The organism is Sphingomonas suaedae, from assembly GCF_007833215.1.
Taxonomy (GTDB): Bacteria; Pseudomonadota; Alphaproteobacteria; order Sphingomonadales; family Sphingomonadaceae; genus Sphingomonas; species Sphingomonas suaedae.
In genome coordinates, this window is the sequence record NZ_CP042239.1 from 3,619,860 (window position 1) to 3,641,750 (window position 21,891).

General features: G+C 65.5%; 23 protein-coding genes. 13 read left to right on the forward strand and 10 right to left on the reverse strand.

The genetic code is table 11. The features are described from left to right. Window positions 1–14 precede the first annotated feature (14 nt). Genes FPZ54_RS17140 through FPZ54_RS17150 form a run of 3 tightly spaced genes read left to right on the forward strand, consistent with a single transcriptional unit; the run spans window position 15 to window position 4,718 of the window. The gene (locus FPZ54_RS17140) at window positions 15–3,104 is read left to right on the forward strand and encodes a TonB-dependent receptor domain-containing protein (protein ID WP_186456815.1); all 3,090 of its coding nucleotides are present in this window, start codon (window positions 15–17) and stop codon (window positions 3,102–3,104) included. Then, window positions 3,104–4,048 carry an alpha/beta hydrolase gene (locus FPZ54_RS17145; RefSeq protein ID WP_145849035.1) on the forward strand — a complete coding sequence of 315 codons (945 nt, stop codon included), beginning with the start codon at window positions 3,104–3,106 and terminating at the stop codon, window positions 4,046–4,048. The genes FPZ54_RS17140 and FPZ54_RS17145 overlap by 1 nt, the downstream gene beginning before the upstream one ends. Before the next feature lie 46 nt (window positions 4,049–4,094). Continuing rightward, window positions 4,095–4,718 carry an aspartyl/asparaginyl beta-hydroxylase domain-containing protein gene (locus FPZ54_RS17150; protein ID WP_145849036.1) on the forward strand — a complete coding sequence of 208 codons (624 nt, stop codon included), beginning with the start codon at window positions 4,095–4,097 and terminating at the stop codon, window positions 4,716–4,718. Window positions 4,719–4,755: 37 nt separating this feature from the next. On the opposite strand, the gene FPZ54_RS17155 is transcribed toward FPZ54_RS17150, so the two are convergent. Next, complete coding sequence (locus FPZ54_RS17155; protein ID WP_145849037.1) at window positions 4,756–5,256, reverse strand: lasso peptide biosynthesis B2 protein; 501 nt, start codon at window positions 5,254–5,256, stop codon at window positions 4,756–4,758. A gap of 19 nt (window positions 5,257–5,275) precedes the next feature. After that, a complete protein-coding gene (gene hemA, locus FPZ54_RS17160) occupies window positions 5,276–6,517 on the reverse strand; it encodes a 5-aminolevulinate synthase (protein WP_145849038.1) in 1,242 nt (413 codons plus the stop codon). Window positions 6,518–6,734: 217 nt separating this feature from the next. Between hemA and FPZ54_RS19975 the strand changes: the two genes are divergently transcribed. Continuing rightward, window positions 6,735–6,902, forward strand: coding sequence for a hypothetical protein (locus tag FPZ54_RS19975; protein ID WP_186456816.1), 168 nt, complete (start codon window positions 6,735–6,737; stop codon window positions 6,900–6,902). 90 nt (window positions 6,903–6,992) lie between these two features. Here the strand turns inward: FPZ54_RS19975 and murI are convergent, their stop codons facing one another. Further along, window positions 6,993–7,784, reverse strand: a complete 792-nt coding sequence (murI, locus tag FPZ54_RS17165; protein ID WP_145849039.1) for a glutamate racemase — start codon at window positions 7,782–7,784, stop codon at window positions 6,993–6,995. 75 nt (window positions 7,785–7,859) lie between these two features. On the opposite strand from murI, the gene plsY reads away from it, so the two are divergent. Beyond that, window positions 7,860–8,465, forward strand: a complete 606-nt coding sequence (gene plsY, locus FPZ54_RS17170) for a glycerol-3-phosphate 1-O-acyltransferase PlsY (protein ID WP_145849040.1) — start codon at window positions 7,860–7,862, stop codon at window positions 8,463–8,465. Continuing rightward, complete coding sequence (dprA, locus tag FPZ54_RS17175) at window positions 8,458–9,543, forward strand: DNA-processing protein DprA (RefSeq protein WP_145849041.1); 1,086 nt, start codon at window positions 8,458–8,460, stop codon at window positions 9,541–9,543. Before plsY ends, dprA begins: the two co-directional genes overlap by 8 nt. On the opposite strand, the gene FPZ54_RS17180 is transcribed toward dprA, so the two are convergent. Further along, the gene (locus FPZ54_RS17180; protein ID WP_145849042.1) at window positions 9,530–9,976 is read right to left on the reverse strand and encodes a hemerythrin domain-containing protein; all 447 of its coding nucleotides are present in this window, start codon (window positions 9,974–9,976) and stop codon (window positions 9,530–9,532) included. The two genes, dprA and FPZ54_RS17180, sit on opposite strands and share 14 nt — an antisense overlap. 122 nt (window positions 9,977–10,098) lie before the next feature. Between FPZ54_RS17180 and topA the strand changes: the two genes are divergently transcribed. Continuing rightward, window positions 10,099–12,639 carry a type I DNA topoisomerase gene (gene topA / locus FPZ54_RS17185; RefSeq protein ID WP_145849043.1) on the forward strand — a complete coding sequence of 847 codons (2,541 nt, stop codon included), beginning with the start codon at window positions 10,099–10,101 and terminating at the stop codon, window positions 12,637–12,639. Between the two features lie 4 nt (window positions 12,640–12,643). On the opposite strand, the gene FPZ54_RS17190 is transcribed toward topA, so the two are convergent. Both FPZ54_RS17190 and panC read right to left on the reverse strand, forming a co-directional pair. Continuing rightward, on the reverse strand, window positions 12,644–12,940 hold the full coding sequence (locus FPZ54_RS17190) for an SEL1-like repeat protein (protein ID WP_145849044.1): 297 nt from the start codon (window positions 12,938–12,940) through the stop codon (window positions 12,644–12,646). An 84-nt stretch (window positions 12,941–13,024) separates the two neighbouring features. Then, window positions 13,025–13,867: a pantoate--beta-alanine ligase gene (panC, locus tag FPZ54_RS17195; protein WP_145849045.1), complete on the reverse strand. Its 843-nt coding sequence runs from the start codon at window positions 13,865–13,867 to the stop codon at window positions 13,025–13,027. 77 nt (window positions 13,868–13,944) lie between these two features. Here panC and FPZ54_RS17200 point away from each other — a divergent pair, with 77 nt between their 5' ends. The 5 genes from FPZ54_RS17200 (at window position 13,945) to FPZ54_RS17220 (ending at window position 17,690) form a co-directional block, all read left to right on the forward strand. Further along, window positions 13,945–14,745, forward strand: coding sequence for a division plane positioning ATPase MipZ (locus FPZ54_RS17200; protein ID WP_186456817.1), 801 nt, complete (start codon window positions 13,945–13,947; stop codon window positions 14,743–14,745). After that, window positions 14,742–15,038 carry a J domain-containing protein gene (locus FPZ54_RS17205; protein WP_422396544.1) on the forward strand — a complete coding sequence of 99 codons (297 nt, stop codon included), beginning with the start codon at window positions 14,742–14,744 and terminating at the stop codon, window positions 15,036–15,038. Before FPZ54_RS17200 ends, FPZ54_RS17205 begins: the two co-directional genes overlap by 4 nt. 86 nt (window positions 15,039–15,124) lie before the next feature. Then, window positions 15,125–16,507, forward strand: coding sequence for a phosphoglucomutase/phosphomannomutase PgmG (pgmG, locus tag FPZ54_RS17210; protein ID WP_145849046.1), 1,383 nt, complete (start codon window positions 15,125–15,127; stop codon window positions 16,505–16,507). Continuing rightward, window positions 16,504–16,881 (forward strand): DUF1801 domain-containing protein, encoded by a 378-nt coding sequence (locus FPZ54_RS17215; RefSeq protein WP_145849047.1) that lies wholly within the window; start codon window positions 16,504–16,506, stop codon window positions 16,879–16,881. The genes pgmG and FPZ54_RS17215 overlap by 4 nt, the downstream gene beginning before the upstream one ends. Window positions 16,882–16,931: 50 nt before the next feature. Beyond that, on the forward strand, window positions 16,932–17,690 hold the full coding sequence (locus tag FPZ54_RS17220; RefSeq protein ID WP_145849048.1) for an exonuclease domain-containing protein: 759 nt from the start codon (window positions 16,932–16,934) through the stop codon (window positions 17,688–17,690). A gap of 82 nt (window positions 17,691–17,772) precedes the next feature. Here the strand turns inward: FPZ54_RS17220 and FPZ54_RS17225 are convergent, their stop codons facing one another. From FPZ54_RS17225 to FPZ54_RS17240, 4 genes are all read right to left on the reverse strand, one after another. Next, window positions 17,773–18,690, reverse strand: a complete 918-nt coding sequence (locus FPZ54_RS17225; RefSeq protein ID WP_145849049.1) for a TraB/GumN family protein — start codon at window positions 18,688–18,690, stop codon at window positions 17,773–17,775. 28 nt (window positions 18,691–18,718) lie between these two features. Next, window positions 18,719–19,156, reverse strand: a complete 438-nt coding sequence (locus tag FPZ54_RS17230; RefSeq protein ID WP_186456818.1) for a hypothetical protein — start codon at window positions 19,154–19,156, stop codon at window positions 18,719–18,721. Beyond that, entirely contained in the window at window positions 19,131–19,337 is a 207-nt protein-coding gene (locus tag FPZ54_RS17235; protein WP_145849051.1) for a helix-turn-helix transcriptional regulator, read from the reverse strand. The genes FPZ54_RS17230 and FPZ54_RS17235 overlap by 26 nt, the downstream gene beginning before the upstream one ends. Before the next feature lie 68 nt (window positions 19,338–19,405). Continuing rightward, the gene (locus FPZ54_RS17240) at window positions 19,406–20,929 is read right to left on the reverse strand and encodes a sodium:solute symporter (protein ID WP_145849052.1); all 1,524 of its coding nucleotides are present in this window, start codon (window positions 20,927–20,929) and stop codon (window positions 19,406–19,408) included. Between the two features lie 100 nt (window positions 20,930–21,029). On the opposite strand from FPZ54_RS17240, the gene ku reads away from it, so the two are divergent. After that, window positions 21,030–21,890: a non-homologous end joining protein Ku gene (ku, locus tag FPZ54_RS17245; protein ID WP_145849053.1), complete on the forward strand. Its 861-nt coding sequence runs from the start codon at window positions 21,030–21,032 to the stop codon at window positions 21,888–21,890. Window position 21,891 lies beyond the last annotated feature (1 nt).

The following is a 21,891-nucleotide window of genomic DNA, read 5'->3' on the forward strand; positions in this document are numbered from 1 at the left end:
ACGGGAGGATGAAGATGAAGGTCAAGTTTATGCTGCTGGCATCGGCGCTGGGCGCCGGATCGGTCCCGGCACTCGCGCAGGATGCGCCGGGCGACACGGCGGTCCAGGATGCCGAGCCGATCGTCATCACCGGCAGCCGCATCGCGCGCGAAACCTATGACACGCCCGCGCCGACCGTGACGGTCAGCGGCGAGGACCTGCTGGAATCGGGCGATACCGAACTCAGCGAGACGTTGGCGGAGATGCCCGCTTTGTCCTCGACACTCAACGACGCGACGGTGACGGGCAACACGCAGAATTCGGGCCTCAGCTCGATCATGATGCGCAATCTGGGCGACAACCGCACCCTGGTGCTGATCGACGGGCGTCGGACGGTGTCGAACAGCGGCATCGGCAACCGTGTCAGCCTGTCGACCATCCCCTCCGATTTCATCGACCGGGTCGAAGTCATCACCGGCGGCACCTCGTCGGTCTATGGGTCGGATGCGGTCGCTGGCGTCGTCAACATCATCACAGAAAGCAAGCAGCGCGGGTTCCGGCTGAATGCGCGTATGGGCATCACCGAGGAAGGCGACGGCCAGGAACGCACCTTCAACGCCAGCTGGGGAACGCGCTTTGGTGGCGGTCGCGGCTATTTTCTGGTCAGCGGCACCTATGACCGCGACGAAGGGATCCGCGCCACCGACCGTGAATGGGCGGTGCGGGATGTCGCCTATGATTATAATTTCGCGACCGGCCTGAACGAGCTGGAGACGGTCTATCTGAACAATAGCGGCGCACCGACGAGCGGCAACCAGCCCGCGAACCTGTTCCCGCCATTACAGACTGCCGACCTCTCCTCATTCATCCCGGGGGGCGTCTTTTCGGGTGCGAGTTCGGCGCGCGATCGCTTCTATCGCGACGGTGTGCTCGTGCCGCTTGGACCCGATGTCCAGACCGGGGCGCCCGTGCCCGTCGGCCCTCCGGGTGATCCCGGCAACACCGGCTATTTCCTGCCCAATCGCGACGGCTACAATCAGCGCACCGGGCGCTCGCTGATCCTCCCGCGCAGCCGCTACCTTGCCGCCGCGAAGCTCAACTATGAGTTCTCCGATGCGCTCGAAGGCTTTGCCCAGGTCCAGTTTTCGCAGATCGATTCCTATGAAGTGCGGGAATCCGTCGGCATTGGCTGGGACTCGACCTATCCGCTGACCGACCCGGTCACGGGCGTCACCACCGAGATCGAATATGGCAAAATCGCCTGCCGCCGCGTGGGACAGGGGGCGTGCAACCCGTTCGTCCCCGCCGTGATCCGCGCCGATGCGCCCAACAGCGGCGCCGGAATCGCCTGGGACCGCCGCTTCGATGAGGTGGGCGGCCAGATCACCGAAAATGACCGCACCACGGTGCGCAGCTGGGCGGGGCTGCGCGGCGAACTGGGCGGCGGCTGGAACTGGGAGGCAAGCGCCGGCTATGGCCGTTATGAACAGCATCAGGTTCGCCGCAACGAGATCAACGGCCAGAATCTGACTCAGGCGCTTAACGCCGAACTCGGACCCGACGGCCAGCCGCGCTGCGTCGATGCTGCGGCGCGCGCCGATGGCTGCGTCGCGATCAACCTGTTCGGCGAAGGTGCGATCACGCCCGAAGCCGCGGCATGGATTCGTGCTGACCTGACCCAGGATTTGACGATCGAGCAAGTTACCGGACAGGCGTTCGTCACTGGCAGCCTGTTCGACATGCCTGCGGGCCCGGTCGGGGCCGCCTTCGGCATCGATTATCGCAAGGACAGCCAGCAGCTGCGCGGCGACGCGCTGTCGCAGGCGGGCGGCACGACGGGGAACGCCATCCCCAATTTCGGCGGCAACATCACCGCGATCGAGGGCTATGGTGAGGTCAGCGTGCCGTTGCTCGCCGAAGTGGCGGGCGCGCATCTGTTCAGCGTCGATCTTTCGGCGCGCGCCGCGAATTACAATATCGAGCGCGTCGGCACTGTGTTCAGCTATCGCGGGGGTATCCAATACGCGCCGATCCGCGACCTGCGCTTCCGCGCCCAATATGCCCGCGCCCAGCGCGCGCCCGACATCGCCGAACTCTATTCGCCGCCGCGCGGCAATTTTGAGGCGGCACCCGATCTGTGCGACGGCGTCACCCCCACCACGACGGGCCGCGTCGCCGCCAATTGCCGTCAGGATCCGGGCATTCAGGCCCTGTTCGCGGAACAGGCGGCGGCGGGCGATACGCAACGCTATACGCAGACGGGCAACAATCTCTACAGCCCGAACGGCGGCAATCTGAACCTGAAGGAGGAAACCGCCGACACCTTCACGTTGGGCGCGGTGTTCAACCCCAGCTTTCTGAAAGGCATGACGCTCGCGGTCGATTATTACGATATCCGCATCAAGGATGCGATCGACGCCTATTCGAACCGCGATATCCAGCTGCAATGCTATGACACCGATACGCCCCAGGCAGGCAACCCCTTCTGCGCCGACATCACCCGCAACGCCAATAACGGCCAGATCGTCGAGCTGGTCCAACGGCAAGTGAACCTCGCGCGGCTCGATGTGTCTGGGATCGACGTCGCCTTCAACTGGCGGTTCGACCTTCGCGACTCGATCGGCATCCCGGGGCGTTTCGACCTGCGCTACGACGCCACCCATGTGCTCAAGCACAAGGTGACCTTTGCCGGCATCGATGGCACGGTGGTCAACGACTATCGCGGCGACCTGTCCGAGGGCAGCTTCAAATATCGCGGGCGCGGATCGCTGGCGTGGAGCGTGGGCGATTTCCGCATCCGCTGGACCACCACCGTTTACGGCTCGATCAACGACAACAACTCGTTTCGAGACCAGTATCTCGCACTGCTCGAGACCAATCCGGATGCCGAGGTGCCGATGTATCTCTACATCGACGATGTCTGGGAACATGACCTGTTCATGTCCTATGACATCGATCTCGGCGGCCGGAACAGCTTCCGCCTCTATGGCGGCATCAACAACGTCACCGATGCGATCAGCCCGTTCCTGCCCTCGGGCACCAATAGCGGGCGGCTGACCAACCAGAACTCGGCCTATGACGTGGCCGGCCGCCGCTACTATGTCGGCGCGACGCTGCGGTTCTGATGATGACCCGTCTGTTCCTCGCCCTCCTGTTCCTGTTCGCCGCAGCTACTCCCTCGGTTGCGGCGGACAGGGCGCCCGATCAGGTGTTCAAGCTGTGGCCCGGAAAAATGCCCGGTGCGGGCGGCCCGCGCGGACCCGAAAAGATCGGCGAAAAGGGCAGCGCAAAAGGGGCGGTGACCAACGTCACCACGCCTCGAATGGAAATCTACCGGCCCGAAAAGCCCAATGGTGCCGCAGTGTTGGTGATCGGTGGAGGCGGCTATTTCCGCATCCAGATCGCCAGCGCCGCCGTGCCCACCGCCCGCTGGCTTCAGGCGCGCGGCGTCACTGCCGTGGTGCTCTACTACCGCCTGCCCGGCGACGGCTGGAATCCCGATGCGCCGTTCCAGGATGGGCAGCGGGCGATGCGCCTGCTCCGCGCCAATGCCGAGCGGCTGAAGATCGATCCAAACCGCATCGGCGTGCTCGGTTTTTCGGCGGGCGGGCATCTTGCGGGGATGCTGGCGACGCGGGGCGGGCACGATTTCTATCCGCCCGCCGACATCGCCGACCGGGCGAGTGCGGTCCCCGATTTCGCGGCGCTGATCTATCCGGTCGTATCGATGCGCAAGCCGATCGATACGACGCGCACGGCAAAGCATCTGAGCGTCCTGCCCGATTATCGCGATACGATGTCGGTCGAGGGGCTGGTGACGCCGCAAACTCCGCCCATCTTTCTCGCCCATGCGGTCGATGATCCGATCGCCGATCCGCAGCACAGTCAGCGCCTCTACGAAGCGATGCACGCCGCCAACCGCCCCGTCGAGCTGCATCTGTTCCAGCGGGGCGGGCACAGCTGGGGTTTGGGCAAGCAGGGAGAGCCGGTGGCCGTCTGGCCCCGCCTGTTTGCGGCGTGGGCGACGCGGAACGGCTGGCTGCCCGAACGCGAGAAGGGCGCGGACTAGGCGCCGCATCCGCTCCCCGCTAGGATCGCCTGAAGCAGGGAGTGCGATGCGGAGCGAGGCGATCAGTTCGGGGGAGGCGAGCGGCGCGGCATGGCCCGACCGGATCCGGCTGCCGCTCGATTTCGATGTCGAGCGGATGCGCGCCGATCTCGCCGCGATCGACCGCGACTGGATCGACCATCTCGTCCGAGGCAATTACGAGGGGGACTGGTCGGTCCTGCCGCTGCGCCATGTCCGCGGGGCGACGCATCCGGTGATGACGATCTACGCCGATCCGACCGCGACCGAGTTTGTCGACGGGCCGCTGCTCGCCCATACTCCCTATTTCCGCGCGCTGCTCGCCGCGTTTCGCTGTCCCCTGCAAGCGGTGCGGCTGATGCGCCTCACGCCCGGATCGGTCATTAAGCCGCATCGCGACCATGATCTCGCCGCCGAATGGGGCGTGGCGCGCATCCATGTGCCGATCGCGACCAACCCGGATGTGACGTTCCTGCTCAACGACATCCCGATTGCGATGCACCCGGGTGAAGCCTGGTATCTGCGGCTGGCCGACATCCATGCGGTTGCCAATCGGGGGACCAGCGACCGGGTGCATCTGGTGATCGATGCGCTGGTCGATCACTGGCTCGCGGAACTGATGGCGTGCGGACGCGACGCGGCGGGCGGATGACCTTCCGGGTCGTGGACGCTGTCCATCCCGGCGCGCGTCACCGTTGATCCGGCACGTGCGCGTTTGAAAGAAAGCAGGAGACCGATTTGTACCGGGCGAAGCTGCCTGCGCCGCCGGTGATCGTCACGGGGCCACACGCCGTCCAAGCATGAGCGCTGAGCGCCTGTCCCTCTTCACCCTTGGCCAGCCCCAGATGCAGCGCGCAGGGGACCCGCCAGATCGCGCAGAGGACGCGTGCGGTAATTGACTGGGGCAGGCAGTTGGAACGGAACGGCGCATAACGCGCGGCGATGCCGATGACCGTGCGCAATCGCATAGCTTGCGCCTGTTGCGCGGCGGTGCATTCCGGTCGGTGCGTGGTGGCGCCGAGATTGGTTCCGAGCAGCGGCGCGAGACGGCGAAACGGTACGATCGCGATCGCCGCCGAGGACAGGCCGATCAATGCCCAGGTCGGAACCAGCAAAAGGAGGACGAACAGCGGAAGCCGCCGTGCGGTCGTCGCCTTGCGCGCCAGACGTGCGAACTGCGACGCCTTCATTCCCTGTCCTTTCCGGACATTAGGCCGCCGCGCGAAGCTCCAGCCGTTCCCAGATCTCGACCAGCGCGCGCGTGAGGTCGCGCATCATCGCCTCGTCATGTGCGGGACCGGGGGTGAAGCGCAACCGTTCGGTGCCGCGCGGGACGGTCGGATAATTGATCGGCTGCACATAGACGCCGTACTCGGCGAGCAGGATGTCGCTGATCTTCTTGGCTTTGACCGGATCGCCGACCATCAGCGGAACGATATGCGTGGTCGAGTCCATCACCGGCAGCCCGGCATCGGCGAACATCGTCTTGAGCTGGGCGGCGGCGGCCTGCTGCCCGTCGCGCTCTTCGCTCGATCCTTTGAGGTGCCGCACGCTCGCCAGCGCACCCGCGACCAGCACGGGCGAGAGCGAGGTGGTGAAAATGAAGCCCGGCGCATAGCTGCGGATCACGTCGATGATCGTGCGGTCGGCCGCGATATAGCCGCCCATCACGCCGAACGCCTTGCCCAGCGTACCTTCGACGATCGTCAGCCGGTGTGCCGCTTCGTCCCGCTCCGAAATCCCGCCGCCGCGCGCGCCATACATGCCGACCGCATGAACTTCGTCGAGATAGGTAAGGGCGTTGTAGGTGTCGGCCAGGTCGCAGATCGCGTGGATCGGCGCGATGTCGCCATCCATCGAATAGACGCTCTCGAACGCGATCAACTTCGGCGCGGCGGGATCGTCGGCCGCGAGCAGTTCCTCGAGATGCGCGAGGTCGTTGTGGCGGAACACCCGCTTCTCGCATCCCGAGTTGCGGATACCGGCGATCATCGAGGCGTGGTTGAGTTCGTCCGAATAGATGATGCAGCCCGGCAGCACCTTGGCCAGCGTCGACAGCGTCGCCTCGTTCGAGACATAGCCGCTGGTGAACAGCAATGCCGCTTCCTTGCCGTGCAGGTCGGCCAGTTCGCCTTCCAGATCGACATGATAATGCGTGTTGCCGCCGATATTGCGCGTGCCGCCCGATCCCGCGCCGACATCGTGCAGCGCCTCTTCCATCGCGGCGATTACCTTGGGGTGCTGGCCCATCGCGAGATAGTCGTTCGAGCACCAGACGGTGATCGGCTTGGGGCCGTTATGTCCCGCAAAGCACCGCGCATTGGGAAACATGCCCTTGTTGCGCAGGATGTCGATGAACACGCGATACCGCCCTTCGGCGTGCAGCCGGTCGATCGCCTGGTTGAAGACACGGGAATAATCCACGGTGCGCTGGGGAGCATCGCTTGTCATGGGATATCCCGATAGCGACTTTCCCCGCCGGTTTCCACTGTGTGGATTACGGAGCGTTGCGATCCGTGAAATCACGGATCGTTACGGCCATGATTGCCCCATATCAGGACTCCGATCGTCGATTATGCTATGAAGGTGGCACTGCGGATCGAGACTCCAAGCAAATCCGCGGCTGAGAGACCGACGCGCTCCCGTTGTCCCAGAGGATACTCAAGCGATGCGACAGAGCGACTATGAATATTACGCCCGCCGGGAACGGGCCGAGCGTATGCACGCCGAACGCGCCCGCGATTCGGGTGCGCGGCACGCGCATATCGCGATGGCGGAAGTCTATGCCGAGCGGCTGAAGGCGATGGCGCCGCCTGCCGGTGCGACGCCCGCCTGAGCTTATGCGGATTGCCCGTCACGGGCGAAAGCCTCGCGTGCCGCGTTCGGCGCCGATCATTGCGCTGACCGACCACCGCGCGGCGCAGCGTCACAGCGTCTCTATCTGGGTGAGTCCATAGCGCGCAAGCGCGGGCCGCAGCGCGGGATCTGGCGTCGCGGTGAACACCGCGATCCCGGCTGGCGGCGTGCCGGGCCACTCCTGCCCCCGTGACAGATATGCGATCCGCCGCGCGATGCCGGGACCGCCATCGACGAACGCCACCGGATGCGGCGCGGCTGCGGCAAGTTCGGCCTCGACCAGCGGAAAATGGGTGCAGGCGTTGACGATGACGTCGATTCGCTCGCCCCCGGACTGGCCGAACAGCCCGTCGAGTACCGCGCGATAGTGTGCCGGGTCGGTGAGATCGCCGCGCAGTCTGGCTTCGGCCAGTTCGACCAGGTCGGCGCTGCCGTGGCGCAGCACCGTATAGTCGGCAGCGAATCGGGCGGTAAGGTCGTCGACATAGGGTTGTCGTACCGTCGCGCGCGTGCCGAGTACGCCGATCACCCGGCTTTGCGACAGCAGCGCGGCGGGCTTGATCGCGGGGACCGTGCCGACGATCGGCACGTCGAGCGCGGCGCGGACATGGCCGAGCGCAATGGTGGATGCGGTGTTGCAGGCGATGACGATGAGTCGGGGGCGATAGCGTTCCGCCAGCCGCCCGAGAAGCGCGGGGACCCGCGCGGCGATCTCGTCCTCGCTGCGCGTGCCATAGGGAAATCCGGCGCTGTCGGCGACATAGACCAACGGCGCGGAGGGCAGCAGCGCGCGCGTAGGCGCCAGCACCGAAAGCCCACCCACGCCCGAATCGAAGAAAAGGAGGGGCCGGTCGTCGGCCATCTGAAAAATTCCGCTGATCGAGATTGTTGCGCCCGCTTACCGAACGACCTAGCCTTTGTCCAAGCAAGGGGAAACATGCAGACGCAAGTCATCTGGATTGCGCCGACGCTCGCCATCGTGCTCGGCTATCTTCTCGGTTCGATTCCGTTCGGGGTGCTGCTGACGCGCATGGCGGGCGCGGGCGATCTGCGCCAGATCGGGTCGGGCAATATCGGCGCGACCAATGTGCTGCGGACGGGGCGCAAGGGGCTGGCGGCGGCGACCTTGCTGCTCGACCTGCTCAAGGGTGCGGCGGCGGTGTGGATCGCGCAGGCGCTTTGGCCGGGCACGGGCGTGCTGGCCGCTGCGGGGGCGTTCATCGGCCATTGCTATCCGGCCTGGCTTGGCTTCAGGGGCGGCAAGGGTGTCGCGACGCTGATGGGCATCGTGCTCGCGCTCCACTGGCCCTCGGGTGTGGTCTTCGCGCTCGTCTGGCTCGGCCTTCTCGCTACAATCCGCATCTCCTCGGTCGCGGGAATGGTTGCGGCGATCAGCGCGCCGGTCAGTGCGGCGGTGATGAACCGGTTCGATGTCGTGTTGCTGCTGGTGGCGCTGGCGCTGATCGTGCTGTGGAAGCATCGCGAGAATGTCGAGCGGCTGCTGGCGGGCAACGAACCGCGCCTCGGACGCAAACATGGCTGACGCGGCGGGGAGCCTCGCGCGGCTCCGCCTCGTCCGCTCACCCCGTATCGGCCCGGTCACCTATCGCCAGCTGATTTCGCGGTTCGGCTCTGCCGATGCCGCGCTCGATGCGCTGCCGTCGCTGGCGCAGCGGGGTGGGGGGGCGGCTCCGGCGCTGGCCGATCCGGCCGCGGTGCGTCGCGAGATGGCGACGACGGAACGGCTGGGCGCGCGCTATCTGTTCCTCGACGACACCGACTATCCACCGCTGCTCGCCGAACTGGAAAATGCGCCCCCCGCGCTGATCATGATGGGCGACGGCGCGCTGCTCGCCCGCCCCTGCGTGGCGATGGTCGGCGCCCGCAACGCATCGGCCGCCGCGTGTCGCTTCGCCCGGCAACTGGCGCAGGGGCTGGCGGAAGCGGGCGTGACGGTCGTGTCTGGACTGGCGCGGGGTATCGATACCGCCGCGCATCAGGGGTCGATTGGCGAGGGTACCGTTGGGGTGATCGCGAGCGGGATCGACATCGCCTTCCCGCCCGAAAATCGCGAACTTCAGGCGCGGGTTGCGGCGGAGGGGCTGCTGATCGCCGAACAGCCGCCGGGTGCCGAGCCGCTGGCGCGCCATTTCCCCTCGCGCAACCGGATCATCGCGGGACTCGCGCTCGGCACGGTGGTGGTGGAGGCGGCGCCGCGTTCGGGGTCGCTCATCACCGCGCGCATCGCCAATGAGGTGGGGCGGGAGGTAATGGCGGTCCCCGGCTCCCCGCTCGATCCGCGCGCGCAGGGCTGCAACCTGCTGATCCGCGAGGGCGCGACGCTGGTACAGGGGGTGGACGACATCCTCGAAATGATCCGCCCGATCGATCCGCGCGCGGTGCGCTCGCCGGTGTCGGGCTTTGGCGGCGAACCCCCGGCCGAACCGGACGATGCCGAGCGACGACGGATCGAGCAATTGCTTGGCCCCGTCCCGGTCCCGGTGGACGAATTGATCCGGCAGACGGCCCTGGCCGGCGCGGCGGTGCAATTGGTGCTGCTCGAACTGGAACTCGCCGGGCGTCTGGAACGCCATGCGGGCGGGCGAGTCAGTTTGCGCTGACCCGTACGTTCGCCTCCCGCAAGGCAATCGTGCCGCAGCGCAGGGCCAGTGGGTAGAGAATCTCGTTCTCGATTCGCACCCGCGCCGCAAGTGCCGAGAGGACGCGCTTGCTCGCTTCGACGAACAGGTCGCGATCGGCGTCGATCTCCGCCTCCGTCCAGTCCGCGACATAGGTGCGCCACTGCCCGGCGAGCGAGTCGAAGTCGGCCATCGCAATTTCCGCCGCCTCGCGCTGCGACATGTCGCCTGCGGCGAGCAGATGGGGATAGAGTTCGAGATCCTCGGTGGCGAGATGATCGGCGAGTTGCACGTCGAGCCGGACGATCATGGCGCGCAGCGTCGCCGCCGGATCGGTCCCGGCGCCGCGCATCACCGCGTTGCCCAGCGTCGTGATCCGCCCATGCTCGTCTATCAGCCGCTCGATCGAGACCATCTGCTCACCCTCTCACCCTCCTTTTATAGAGGCGTCGGGTTAAGACCGGGTGGAGTTCCGCTTGACGCCCCCTATTTCGCCTTCCCATCCTCGCGCGTACACGTAAGGACCGCCAGAATCTCATGCAGCTTGTCATCGTCGAATCGCCCGCCAAGGCGAAAACCATCGAGAAATATCTGGGCAAGGATTATCGCGTCCTGGCCTCGTACGGCCATATCCGCGACCTGCCGCCCAAGGACGGGTCGGTGCAGCCCGATGACGGCTTTGCGATGGATTGGGAAACCTATCCCGACAAGGCCAAGCAGCTCAAGGCGATCACCGACGAGGCGAAAAAAGCCGACCGCCTGATCCTCGCCACCGACCCCGATCGCGAGGGCGAGGCGATTTCGTGGCACGTCCAGGAAGTGCTGGCGAAGAAAAAGGCGCTCCCCAAGGAGGTCGAGCGCGTGACCTTCAACGCGATCACCAAGGCGGCGGTGCAGGCGGCGATGGCCGCGCCGCGCCAGCTCGATACCGACCTGATCGACGCCTATCGCGCCCGCCGCGCGCTCGATTATCTGGTCGGCTTTACGCTCTCGCCGGTGCTGTGGCGCAAGCTGCCCGGTGCCAAGTCGGCGGGGCGCGTCCAGTCGGTCGCGCTGCGCCTGATCGTCGAGCGCGAGCGCGAGATCGAGGCGTTCCGGCCGCAGGAATATTGGTCGGTCCTTGCCCATCTCGAGCATGATGGCACCGCGTTCGATGCGCGGCTGGTGCGATTCGAGGGCAAGAAGCTCGACCGGCTGTCGATCGGCGACGAAGGCACCGCCAAGCGCGCCAAGGCAGCGGTCGAGCAGGGGCGGTTCAGCGTCGCATCGGTCGAGACCAAGCCGGCGATGCGCAACCCGCCGCCGCCCTTCACCACCTCGACCCTGCAGCAGGAGGCGGCGCGCAAGCTCGGCTTCTCCGCCAGCCATACGATGCGGATCGCACAGGCGCTCTACGAGGATGGCGCGATCACCTATATGCGTACCGACGGCGTGCAGATGGATTCGAGCGCGATCGACGCGGCGCGCAAGGCGATCGTGAACCGCTATCAGGCGAGCTACATCCCCGACAAGCCGCGCCAATATCAGACCAAGGCGAAGAATGCGCAGGAGGCGCACGAAGCGATCCGCCCGACCGATTTCGGCAAGGACAAGGCGGGATCGGGCGATCATGCGCGCCTGTACGACCTGATCTGGAAGCGCGCGCTGGCGAGCCAGATGTCGAGTGCACGGATGGAGCGGACCACCGTCGAGCTCGAGGAACCGACCGGGCAGGACGCGCTGCGCGCAACCGGCCAGGTGGTGATCTTCCCCGGCTATCTCGCGCTTTACGAGGAGGGCAAGGACGATGAGGGCGACGAGGATTCGCGCCGTCTGCCCGTGATCCGACAGGGCGACACACCAGCGAAAAAGGGCGTCGACGCCGAACAGCATTTCACCCAGCCGCCGCCGCGCTTCTCCGAAGCCTCGCTGGTCAAGCGGCTCGAGGAGCTCGGCATCGGCCGCCCCTCGACCTATGCCTCGATCATCCAGGTGCTCAAGGACCGCGCTTATGTGCGGGTCGAGAAGAACCGCTTCTTCGCCGAGGAGACCGGGCGGCTGCTCACCGCCTTTCTCGAGCGGTTTTTCGAGAAATACGTCAATTACGATTTCACGGCGGGGCTTGAGGAAGAGCTGGACGACGTGTCCGGCGGTCGCGCGGGCTGGCAGGCGGTTCTGGAAGCCTTTTGGAAGGATTTTCGCCCGCGTACCGATGAGGTGATGGAGCAGAAGCCGAGCGAGGTGACCGCCGAGCTGGACAAGTTCCTCGAACCCTATCTCTTCCCCGACAAGGGCGACGGGACCGATCCGCGCGCCTGCCCGGCCTGTGCGGACGGCAAGCTGGCACTGCGCGGCGGCAAGTTTGGTGCATTCGTCGCCTGTTCCAACTATCCCGAATGCAAATTCACCCGCCGGTTCGGCCAGCCGGGCGGCGCGGATGGCGGCGATACCGGTCCCGAGGTGATCGGGCAGGACCCCGAGACCGGCGAGGACATCAGCCGTCGCTCGGGGCGGTTCGGCCCTTATATCCAGCGCGGCGAGGGCAAGGAGGCGGCGCGCGCGTCGATCCCCAAGGATATTCCCGAGCTGGACCTCGACTGGGCGGTCAGGCTGCTCAACCTGCCGCGCACGATCGGCAACCATCCCGAAACCGGCAACCCGATCACCGCGTCGATCGGTCGCTATGGCCCCTATCTGGCGCATGACGGCAAATATGCGCGGCTGACCTCGACCGCCGAGGTGTTCGAGACCGGCATGAACGCGGCGGTGGTGAAGCTTGCCGAGGCTGCAGCGAATGGCGGGCGCCCGCAGCGCGGCTCGCGCGAGCCGCTCAAGGTGGTGGGCGCGCACCCGGTATCGGGCGCGGAGATCAAGCTGATGGAGGGGCGCTATGGCGCCTATCTTACCGATGGTACGACCAACGCGACGCTGCCCAAGACGGTCGATCAGGCCACGCTGACGCTGGAGGAAGCGGTCCAGCTCATCGATGCCAAGGCCGCGGCGGGCCCGGCGAAGAAGAAAGGCGGACGCAAGGCGCCGGCCAAGAAGGCGCCAGCAAAGAAGACCGCGCCGAAAAAGAAGGCGGCGGCGAAGGCGTAGCGGATCAGGCTGCGCGCAGGCTCGTCATCTGCAGCCAGGAACGTGCCTGTTTCTGCGCCTCGATGATCTCGCGCGCGGTCATGTCTTCCGCGACTTCAGCGCGCATATAGGGCGCCTGTGCGCTACCCTTCAGGGCGGCGATGTTGAACCATTTGTGCGCCTCGATCAGGTCCATGTCGATGCCCGATGCACCGCTGGAATAGACCATGCCGAGTTCGAAGGCTGCGTCGGCGCTTCCGCGCGCGGCGTCGGCCAATCGGCTGTCGATCAGGAACTGTGCGCTCTTAAGACTGTTGCCCATGATAATGCCCCACTTTTGATCTCAATCATCATGAGATCGAACGTGGCGGATCATGGTAAGCAAATGGTTAACGGTGTTTACCGTTTATTCCGGCTCCGCGACCGAAACATTATCGATGAGCCGGGTGCCCGCGATTCGCGCCGCTGCGAGCAGGCGACGCGGCTGGCCGGCGACTGGCGTACCAAGGCTCGCCGCGTCCACCAGCTCGACATAATCCACGTCGAACCCGGCGGCTTCCAGCGAAGCGCGGGCGGTCGCCAACGCGGCCTGCGCATCGTCGCCCTTTTCGATCGCCCGGGCCGCAACGCCCAGTGCCCGCGGCAGCGCGACGGCGGAGGCGCGATCCTCGGGTGCCAGGTAGACGTTGCGTGAGGAGAGGGCGAGGCCGTCATCGTCGCGCTGCGTCGGCACGCCGCGCACATCGATGTCGAAATCGAGATCGGCGACCATGCGGCGGATCACCGCGAGTTGCTGGAAATCCTTCTCGCCGAACAGGGCGATGTCGGGCTTCACCTGATTGAACAGCTTGGCGACGACGGTCGCGACCCCGTCGAAATGCCCGGGCCGCGCCGCTCCGTCGAGCGGTTCGCTGACCCCCGTTACCGCGATGTTGGTGGCATGACCCTCGGGGTACATCACCTCGACCGGGGGCATCCACAACAGGTCGACCCCGGCCGCGGCGAGCATCCGCGAATCCGCCTGTTCCTTGCGCGGATATCTGGCAAGGTCCTCGCCAGGCGCGAACTGCTTCGGGTTGACGAAGATCGAGACGATAACGCGCGGCGCGGCCAGCTTCGCCTCCGCCACCAGCGCCATATGGCCGGCGTGCAGGGCGCCCATCGTCGGCACGAAGGCGACGCGTTCCCCTGCCGCCCGGAATCCCGAAACGGCATCGCGAAGGTCGGGAAGCTGACGGATCGTTTGCACGCGGTACAGGCCTTGGATATGGATCGAAGGGCGGCCTTCTATGGGGGGCAGGCCGGGTGTCAATCAGGGAAAATTACGTGACGGACGCATCCAACCCGTTGCATGTCATCGTTTTTGCCAATGAAAAGGGCGGGACGGGCAAGTCGACCACCGCGGTGCACACCGCGATCGCGCTCGCGATGAAGGGAGCGCGCGTCTCCTGTCTCGACCTCGATCATCGCCAGCGGACGATGGGCCGCTATCTCGACAACCGGCTGGAGACGATGAAGCGGGCAGGCCGCCCGCTGCCGATGCCGCGCTTCGAGACGCACGACGGCGAAAGCATCGCCCGTTTCTCGGAATCGCTGGAGCGGCTGGGGCAGGATGCCGACTTCCTGATCGTCGACACGCCCGGGCGCGACGACAAGTTCGGCCGGATCGCGATCACCAACGCCGATACGCTGGTCACGCCGATGAACGACAGCTTCGTCGATTTCGACCTGATCGGTCAGGTCGATCCCGACACCTTCCGCGTGACACGACCGAGCTTCTATTCCGAGCTGATCTGGGATTCGCGCAAGCGCCGCGCCAAGGCGGACGGGCAGACGATCGACTGGGTCGTGCTGCGCAACCGCATGCAGCATATCGAGGCGCGCAACATGAAGCGCGTGTCCGAGGCGATCGACCAGCTCGCCAAGCGGGTCGGCTTTCGCGTCATCCCGGGCCTCTCCGAACGCGTGATCTATCGCGAGCTCTTCCCGAAGGGCCTGACCATGCTCGACAGCCGCGAATTCGGCGAGATGGGGCTCGCCCATGTCGCCGCGCGACAGGAATTGCGCGAGATGATGGCGGCGCTCGCCTTGCCAGAGGTCGAGGCAACGATGCCGCTCTTCGCATGATCGCCAAACTGCTCATCGCGATTCTGGTCGGCTGGCTCGGCTGGCGGATGTGGCATGGCTGGGGACGGCCGCTGCCCGGCACGCCCAAGCCCGCACCGCCGCCCCAGCCGCGCAACCCCGCCGAGGCGGAAGCCTGCGCGGTGCTGGGCCTGCAGCCGGGCGCCGCGCCCGAAGAGGTTCGCGCGGCACACCGCCGTCTGATCGCCAACGTCCACCCCGATCGTGGCGGCTCTCCCGAGCTGACGCGTCAGGTGAACGCCGCGCGCGATACGCTGCTCAAGCCGAAAGACTGAAACGCAATCCATTCGGGCGCGTTTGGAGGTTGAACTTTACGTGACGCGCGCGAAATGAAGCGTGCGTTGAAATCTCCGGAGGCACAATGACCCATCGTTTCGATCCGACCTCGCTGCGTGAATATGATATTCGCGGAATCGTGGGGCAGACGCTGGGGCCCGACGATGCGCGCGCGATCGGGCGCGGCTTCGCGACCTTGCTGCGTCGTGCAGGCGGGCATCGGGTGGCGGTGGGCCGCGACGGCCGCGAATCCTCGCCGGTGCTGGAAGCTGCGCTGATCGAGGGGCTGACTGCGTCGGGCTGCGACGTCGTCCGGGTCGGCCTGGGCCCCACGCCGATGCTGTACTACGCCGAAGCGGTGCTAGAAGTGGATGGCGGCATTCAGATAACCGGCAGCCATAATCCCGGCAATTACAACGGCTTCAAGATGGTGTTCCAGCATCTGCCGTTTTTTGGCGAGGATATTCAGAAGCTGGGCAGGATTGCGGCGGAGGGCGACTGGGAAACCGGCGAGGGCACCGTCGCCGACGCCGAGATCATGGACGATTATGTCGGCCGTCTGCTCGCCGGCTATGCAGGCGGCAGCTTCAGGATCGGCTGGGACTGCGGCAATGGCGCGTCCGGCCCGGTCGTCGAGAAGCTGGTGAAGCTGCTCCCGGGTGAGCATCACACGCTGTTCACCGATGTAGACGGCAATTTCCCCAACCATCATCCCGACCCGACCGAAGAAAAGAATCTGGCCGATCTCAAGGCGCTGGTCGCGGAGAAGAATCTCGATTTCGGACTGGCATTCGACGGCGATGGCGACCGCATCGGCGCGATCGACGGGCAGGGCCGGGTGATCTGGGGCGATCAGCTTCTGTCCATATTGGCCGAACCTGTCCTCAGGAAGGCTCCGGGCGCGACGATCATCGCGGACGTGAAGGCGAGCCAGGCGCTCTATGACCGCATTGCCGAACTCGGCGGCAAACCGCTGATGTGGAAGACCGGCCACAGCCTCATCAAGACCAAGATGAAGGAAACCGGCGCGCCGCTGGCGGGTGAGATGAGCGGGCACATTTTCTTCGCCCAGGACTATTACGGCTTCGACGACGCGCAATATGCCGCTGTCCAGCTGATCAACGCGGTCCATCTGATCGGCAATTCGATGACCCAGATCCGTGGCGACATGCCCGCCATCGTCAACACGCCGGAGATGCGCTTCCAGGTCGATGAGAGCCGCAAGTTCGCGGTGATCGACGAGGTGCTGGAGCGGCTGAAGGCGCAAGGCGCCGAGGTCAACGACACCGATGGCGCGCGGGTCAACACGCCGGACGGCTGGTGGCTGCTGCGCGCGTCGAACACCCAGGACGTGCTTGTCGCCCGCGCGGAGGCAAGGGACCAGGCCGGGCTCGACCGGCTGCTCGCGATGATCGACGCTCAGCTCGCCGCCAGCGGGCTGCAGCGCGGGCCACAGGCGGGACATTGAGCGACGCGGCCGCCGCCTATCTCGCCGGACTTGCTCCGGCCGACCGGGCGATGATCGATGCGCTGCGCGGAGTCGTGATCGATGCGGCGCCTGATCTGGTCGAGGAGATCAAGTGGAACGCGTCCAGCTTTCGCAATGGCGCGGATCACAAGGTGACGCTCGGCATCGAACGCAAGGGCGGCGTCCGCATCGTCCTCCATCGCGGCGTCGCGAAAAAGGATCAGGCGGGCTGGTCGTTCGCTGATCCCGACAGGCTCGCCGCCTGGCCCGCCGCGGATCGGGGCGTCGTGACGCTGCGTACCCTTGGCGATATCGTCGACCGGCGTGACGCGCTGGGCCGCCTCGTCGCGCGCTGGATCGCCGCGACGCGCTAGCCGTCCGATTTGGGGGTGGCCGAATCGCCGGGCTGGCCCCACATGGGGGCATGGCCGCTGCCCCCCAGATCATTCGCGTCATCGATCTCGAAACGACCGGCAACGCCCCGCCCGCGCACGCCGTGTGCGAAATCGGCTGGCAGGACGTGAAGCTGGGCGGAGACGGGCGGTGGGAGCTGGATGGCGAAGGCGGCAGCCGTCTGGTCAATCCCGGGCGTCCGATCCCGCCGCTCACCATGGCGGTGCATCATATCCGCGACGTGGACGTTGCGGACGCGCCCTGGTGGCACGACGTCGCGCGTCCGATCCTCGATCCCTGGCCGCGCCGCGTCGCGCTCGCCGCGCACCGGGCGAGCTTCGAGGAGCAGTTCTGCACCTCCGCGCTGACGCGGGGTGCCGACTGGATCTGCACCTATAAATGCGCTTTGCGGCTATGGCCGGACAGCCCCGGTTTCTCGAACCAGTTCCTGCGCTATTATCGGATGCCGGAGGGGATGGAGCATGAACGCGGCCTGCCGGTCCATCGCGCATTTCCCGACGCCTATGTCACCGCGCACCATCTGCGCGACATGCTCAACGAAGCGAGCGTCGCGCAGCTGATCGAATGGTCGAAGCTGCCCGGATTGCTCCCCCGCGTCCGCTACGGCCCCGATCGCGGCAAGGAGTGGAGCGAGATCGACGACGATTCGCTCGACGCCTTCCTCCAGGATCGCGACGAAGACATCCGCTACACCGCCCAGGTCGAACTGGAGCGGCGGCGCGGCGGTGGCCCCGTCCGTGCCCCGGCGCGTCAGCCGCAATTATTCTGAGTTCGTGTTCTGCCGCGCTGTAAGCGGCGCAATCTCACCGTGTGACAGGAGCCCGGCGCGTGCGGCGCCGGGCTCCTGGTCCTCAATAGTCGATACGCTGCGTCTTGATCTTGCGCTTGGCGAGCATCGTCTGGACGCTGTCGTCACCCGCCAGATGCCCGGCACCCACAGCGACGAACACGACGCCCGGTTTATCGAGCCGGGTGTCGATCCACTCGGCCCAGCGGGCGTTGCGATCGGCGAGCAGCATCTTGCTGAGTTCGGGCGAGCTGCGCAGCGCCTCGTTCATGATCGCGGCGAGGCCGTCGGCGTCGCCCTCCGACCATTCGGCGACCATCTTGGCGAATTCCGGTCCGATATTGTCGAGCTGGTCGAGCGATTCGGTCAGGAACTGAATCTGCGCCTCTTCGGACAGCGCGTTGAAGAAACCGAACTGCTCGTCCAGGCTCTCCAGCCCCGAAACCGGCTTGTTCGCCGCCTTGGCCGCCTCGCTCAATTTCTGCTCGACGCCCGATGTCGGGTCGTATCCCGCCTTTTGCAGTGCGATCAGGCCCAGCTGGCTCGCTGCGAACCACGGCTTGAACCGATCGACCGCAGCGGCCGGAATGCCTGCGGCCGCGACGGCTTTGGCAAAGGCGGCGCGCTTGTCCTCCGGCAGCCGTTCGGTCAGCGTCGGACCGGTCATGCTGACGGCGTGCTTGATGACGAGCGGCTGGACTGCCGCCGGGTCGGGCATGGTGCCGATTTCGGTCACCATCTCGGCGCTGTCGTCGAACGCCTTCTTCACCGCCTCGTCGAACCAGGTCAGACCGGGCTGGAGGACATGGATCGTCCCGAACAGATAGATGGTGGTGTCCTCATCCTTGACCACCCACAAGGCGGGATCGGCATCCTGCACCTGTGCTGCGGGCGCCGGAGCGGGGGCGGTCTGTGCCAGTGCGAAGGGGCTGACGAAGAACAGCGCAAGCGCAGTGCCGGCGCGGATAAAATTGCGGGTCATTCACGATCTCCAGTCTAGGGTAACGGGTTCAGGGTCGAAATTTCTTCCAGGCATAAGCCAGCATCGCTACGATGAAGGCGGCGAGGATCAGCGCTTCGTGCTGGGGCTCGGGGACGAGGCCCCCCTTCCAGTTCAGATACCAGCACGCATAACCAACGAAGAGCAGGTTGAGCGCCAGCGCGGACGCCCATTGATTGTCGCGCCGGTCGAGCTCGTCGATGACGCGGTTATAATAATAGCCGCCGCCAAGCACTGCGAGGACGGTGACGATCGACGCGGCGACCGCCCATGCGGCGGGAATCCCTTCCAGAAATGCACCATCCTCGGCTTCGAACAGCGCCGAGAAGAAGCCGACCACGGCGCCGCTGGCGGCTAGGGCCGCGACCGTCCAAACGATCCGCTTGCGCCGCGCCCGCGCCGCCGCCAATCCGCTCGACGGCTTATCCATCGCCCTGCTCCGAATCATCGAAAATCTCCTCGATCGGACGGTCGAACAGTCGCGCGATACGAAAGGCGAGCGGGAGCGAGGGGTCGTATTTGCCCGTCTCGATCGCGTTTACCGCCTGGCGCGACACGCCGAGATGGCCACCAAGCTCAGCCTGGCTCCAATCGCGTTCGGCGCGTAGCACTTTGAGGCGGTTTCGCATCGCTCGTCACTGTTCCATGACACAATGTCATCCACGGATGACTATATGTCATGGTAACATGACACGCGTCAAGCGGGTATTTTGCCTCTCGGAAGCGCCGCGACGAGCGCGGCAGCCGCCGTGCCGATGCAGAGCTGATAGGGAAAAGCGAGGCCGGGCGGGCCAAAGGTGAAGGGCTGAAGCAGAAACACCGTGGCGAAACCGGTGAGCAGCGCGGCGATCACCGACCCGGTCGTTCCGCGCCGGGTGAAGATCGCAACACCGTAAACGCCCAGAAGTCCGGCATAGGCGAAGACCATCACCGACAGCACGAATTCGAGCAGTGGCATATCGCTATGCTGTTGCCAGTAATAGCTCAGCACCGCGGTCGCGAACATCGCCAGCGCGACCAGTCCCATACCCCAGCGCCCGGCATGAACGAAATGTCGATCCTCAACCTCGCCGCGCGCCTCGCGCCAGGGGCGGTAAAAGTCGCTGACCAGAACCGACGACATCGAATTGAGCGCCGAGGTGACCGTCGAAACGGCAGCGGCGACGACGCCGATCGTTACCATCCCGCGCAATCCGGGAGGGAGCTGGGTCAGGATGTAGTTGACGAACACGGTGATCTTTTCACCGGAGAAGTTCTCGGACAGCGCGTAATCGGCGCCCATCAGATCGGGGCGATCGTAGAAGATGTGGAGCATCAGCCCGATCGCTACAAAGATCGCGATCACCGGCACACTGCCCAGCGCCGAGAGGATCAGGCTGCGCGCGCCGGTCTTTGCGTCGCGGCTGGCGAGCAGACGCTGCGTCGTGTCCTGGTCCAGCCCCGAACTCGCGGTGTTGAGCAGAAACAGGCCGGTAACGGCGGCGAGCACCGTGAAGGGCTTTGCGGGATCGGTGGAGAAATCGAACAGCCGCAACTTGTTCGTCCCGTCGGGTGCATTGCGCAGCGCATCGATCAGCGCGGGCGTGTCGAGCGGGATCGCGAGGCGCAGGAACACCAGCACCGCGATGGCGGCGCCGGCATAGACGATGAACTGGACGAAATCGTTCCAGATCACTGAGCGGAGGCCTCCGCGCAGCGTGAAGATCAGGCTAGCGAACATCAGCACCGCAGCGGCGAGGATGATCGAGCGCGCGTCGATCGCGTTGAACCCGACCATCGCGATCGCGATCGCGGCGAGATAGACGCGCGCGCCGCCCGACAGCACCCGCCCGATCAGATACATTCCACCCGCCCAGCGCATCGCCCGCGCATCGAAGCGCGTCTCCAGCAATTCATATACTGTCGACACGCGCAGCGCGTAGAAGCGCGGGATCAGTACATGCGCGACGAAGAATGCCGCGAGCACCGCGCCCAGCACTGCGCCCAGATAGGTGAAGTCGGCGCGATAGCCGTAATCGGGCGCACCCAGAAACGTCGCCGCCGACTGGTTGGTGGCCAGCACCGACACGGCTGCGAGCCAGGCCGGCACGCTGCGCCCGGCAAGGAAATAATCCCCCGTACTGCGCGTTTCGACCCGGTTGAAATGCCAGGACAGCCCCGCCAGCACGGCGAGATACAGCCCGACTACCAGCCAGTCGAGCGCGGCGAAATGCAGCATCATCCCGATTGTGTAGCAGAGGCTTTGACGAGGTCACGCGGCAAGTTGCGGAACACCTTGCCCGCTCGCGCTTTGAATCGGCCTCGCAACGAAAGGGTCCGGCATGGCAGCGCGCGCATATTGGCAGGGGCAGATCCGGCTCGCGCTGGTTTCGATTCCGGTGGAAATCTACACCGCCACTCGTTCGGGTGCGTCGGTATCCTTCCACCAGATCCACGAACCTTCGGGCAAGCGGATCAAATATGAAAAGGTCGTTCCCGGCCTCGGCCCGGTCGACACCGACGAGATCATGAAGGGGTTCGAGGTCGAAAAGGGCGAATATGTCCTGCTCGACCAGGATGAGATCGATGCGGTAAAGCTCGAGTCGCGCAAGACGCTCGAACTCACCCAGTTCGTCGATGCGCATGAGATCGACGTGCTCTATTATGAAAAACCCTATTTCGTCGTCCCCGCCGACGATCTGGCCGAAGAGGCTTTCGTCGTGCTGCGCGAGGCGCTGAGGCGGACGAAAAAGGTCGGCCTTGGCCAATTGGCGATGCGCGGGCGCGAATATGTGGTGAGCCTCAAGCCCTGTGGGCGGGGCATGGTGCTGGAAACGCTGCGCTATGCCGATGAGGTCCACAGGGCGCAGGGCTATTTTCGCGACATTCCCGATATAGACCCGGACCCCGAACTGCTCGGCCTCGCCGAATCGCTGATCGAGAAAAAGGCGTCGGCCTTCGATCCCAAGGAATTCCACGACCGCTATGTTGACGCGCTCAAGGGCCTGATCGAGCGGAAGAAGAAGCAGAAGGGCAATCGCAAGATCATCGAGGACAAGGACGACGGCGCCGATCCGCGTGGCGGCAATGTCGTCGATCTGATGGCTGCGCTCAAGAAGAGCCTGGAAAAGCCCGGCGCCGGGAAAAAGCCGCCTGCGAAGAAGGCCCCTGCCAAAAAGGCCCCGGCGCGCAAGCGGGCGTGAC

Bases quoted from the DNA above. Each gene is read 5' to 3' on its own strand.
- FPZ54_RS17140 (WP_186456815.1), top strand. From the start codon at position 15: ATGAAGGTCAAGTTTATGCTGCTGGCATCGGCGCTGGGCGCCGGATCG.
- FPZ54_RS17145 (WP_145849035.1), top strand. From the start codon at position 3,104: ATGATGACCCGTCTGTTCCTCGCCCTCCTGTTCCTGTTCGCCGCAGCT.
- FPZ54_RS17150 (WP_145849036.1), top strand. From the start codon at position 4,095: ATGCGGAGCGAGGCGATCAGTTCGGGGGAGGCGAGCGGCGCGGCATGG.
- FPZ54_RS17155 (WP_145849037.1), bottom strand. From the start codon at position 5,256: ATGAAGGCGTCGCAGTTCGCACGTCTGGCGCGCAAGGCGACGACCGCA.
- hemA (WP_145849038.1), bottom strand. From the start codon at position 6,517: ATGACAAGCGATGCTCCCCAGCGCACCGTGGATTATTCCCGTGTCTTC.
- FPZ54_RS19975 (WP_186456816.1), top strand. From the start codon at position 6,735: ATGCGACAGAGCGACTATGAATATTACGCCCGCCGGGAACGGGCCGAG.
- murI (WP_145849039.1), bottom strand. From the start codon at position 7,784: ATGGCCGACGACCGGCCCCTCCTTTTCTTCGATTCGGGCGTGGGTGGG.
- plsY (WP_145849040.1), top strand. From the start codon at position 7,860: ATGCAGACGCAAGTCATCTGGATTGCGCCGACGCTCGCCATCGTGCTC.
- dprA (WP_145849041.1), top strand. From the start codon at position 8,458: ATGGCTGACGCGGCGGGGAGCCTCGCGCGGCTCCGCCTCGTCCGCTCA.
- FPZ54_RS17180 (WP_145849042.1), bottom strand. From the start codon at position 9,976: ATGGTCTCGATCGAGCGGCTGATAGACGAGCATGGGCGGATCACGACG.
- topA (WP_145849043.1), top strand. From the start codon at position 10,099: ATGCAGCTTGTCATCGTCGAATCGCCCGCCAAGGCGAAAACCATCGAG.
- FPZ54_RS17190 (WP_145849044.1), bottom strand. From the start codon at position 12,940: ATGGGCAACAGTCTTAAGAGCGCACAGTTCCTGATCGACAGCCGATTG.
- FPZ54_RS17205 (WP_422396544.1), top strand. From the start codon at position 14,742: ATGATCGCCAAACTGCTCATCGCGATTCTGGTCGGCTGGCTCGGCTGG.
- pgmG (WP_145849046.1), top strand. From the start codon at position 15,125: ATGACCCATCGTTTCGATCCGACCTCGCTGCGTGAATATGATATTCGC.
- FPZ54_RS17220 (WP_145849048.1), top strand. From the start codon at position 16,932: ATGGCCGCTGCCCCCCAGATCATTCGCGTCATCGATCTCGAAACGACC.
- FPZ54_RS17225 (WP_145849049.1), bottom strand. From the start codon at position 18,690: ATGACCCGCAATTTTATCCGCGCCGGCACTGCGCTTGCGCTGTTCTTC.
- FPZ54_RS17230 (WP_186456818.1), bottom strand. From the start codon at position 19,156: ATGATTCGGAGCAGGGCGATGGATAAGCCGTCGAGCGGATTGGCGGCG.
- FPZ54_RS17235 (WP_145849051.1), bottom strand. From the start codon at position 19,337: ATGCGAAACCGCCTCAAAGTGCTACGCGCCGAACGCGATTGGAGCCAG.
- FPZ54_RS17240 (WP_145849052.1), bottom strand. From the start codon at position 20,929: ATGATGCTGCATTTCGCCGCGCTCGACTGGCTGGTAGTCGGGCTGTAT.
- ku (WP_145849053.1), top strand. From the start codon at position 21,030: ATGGCAGCGCGCGCATATTGGCAGGGGCAGATCCGGCTCGCGCTGGTT.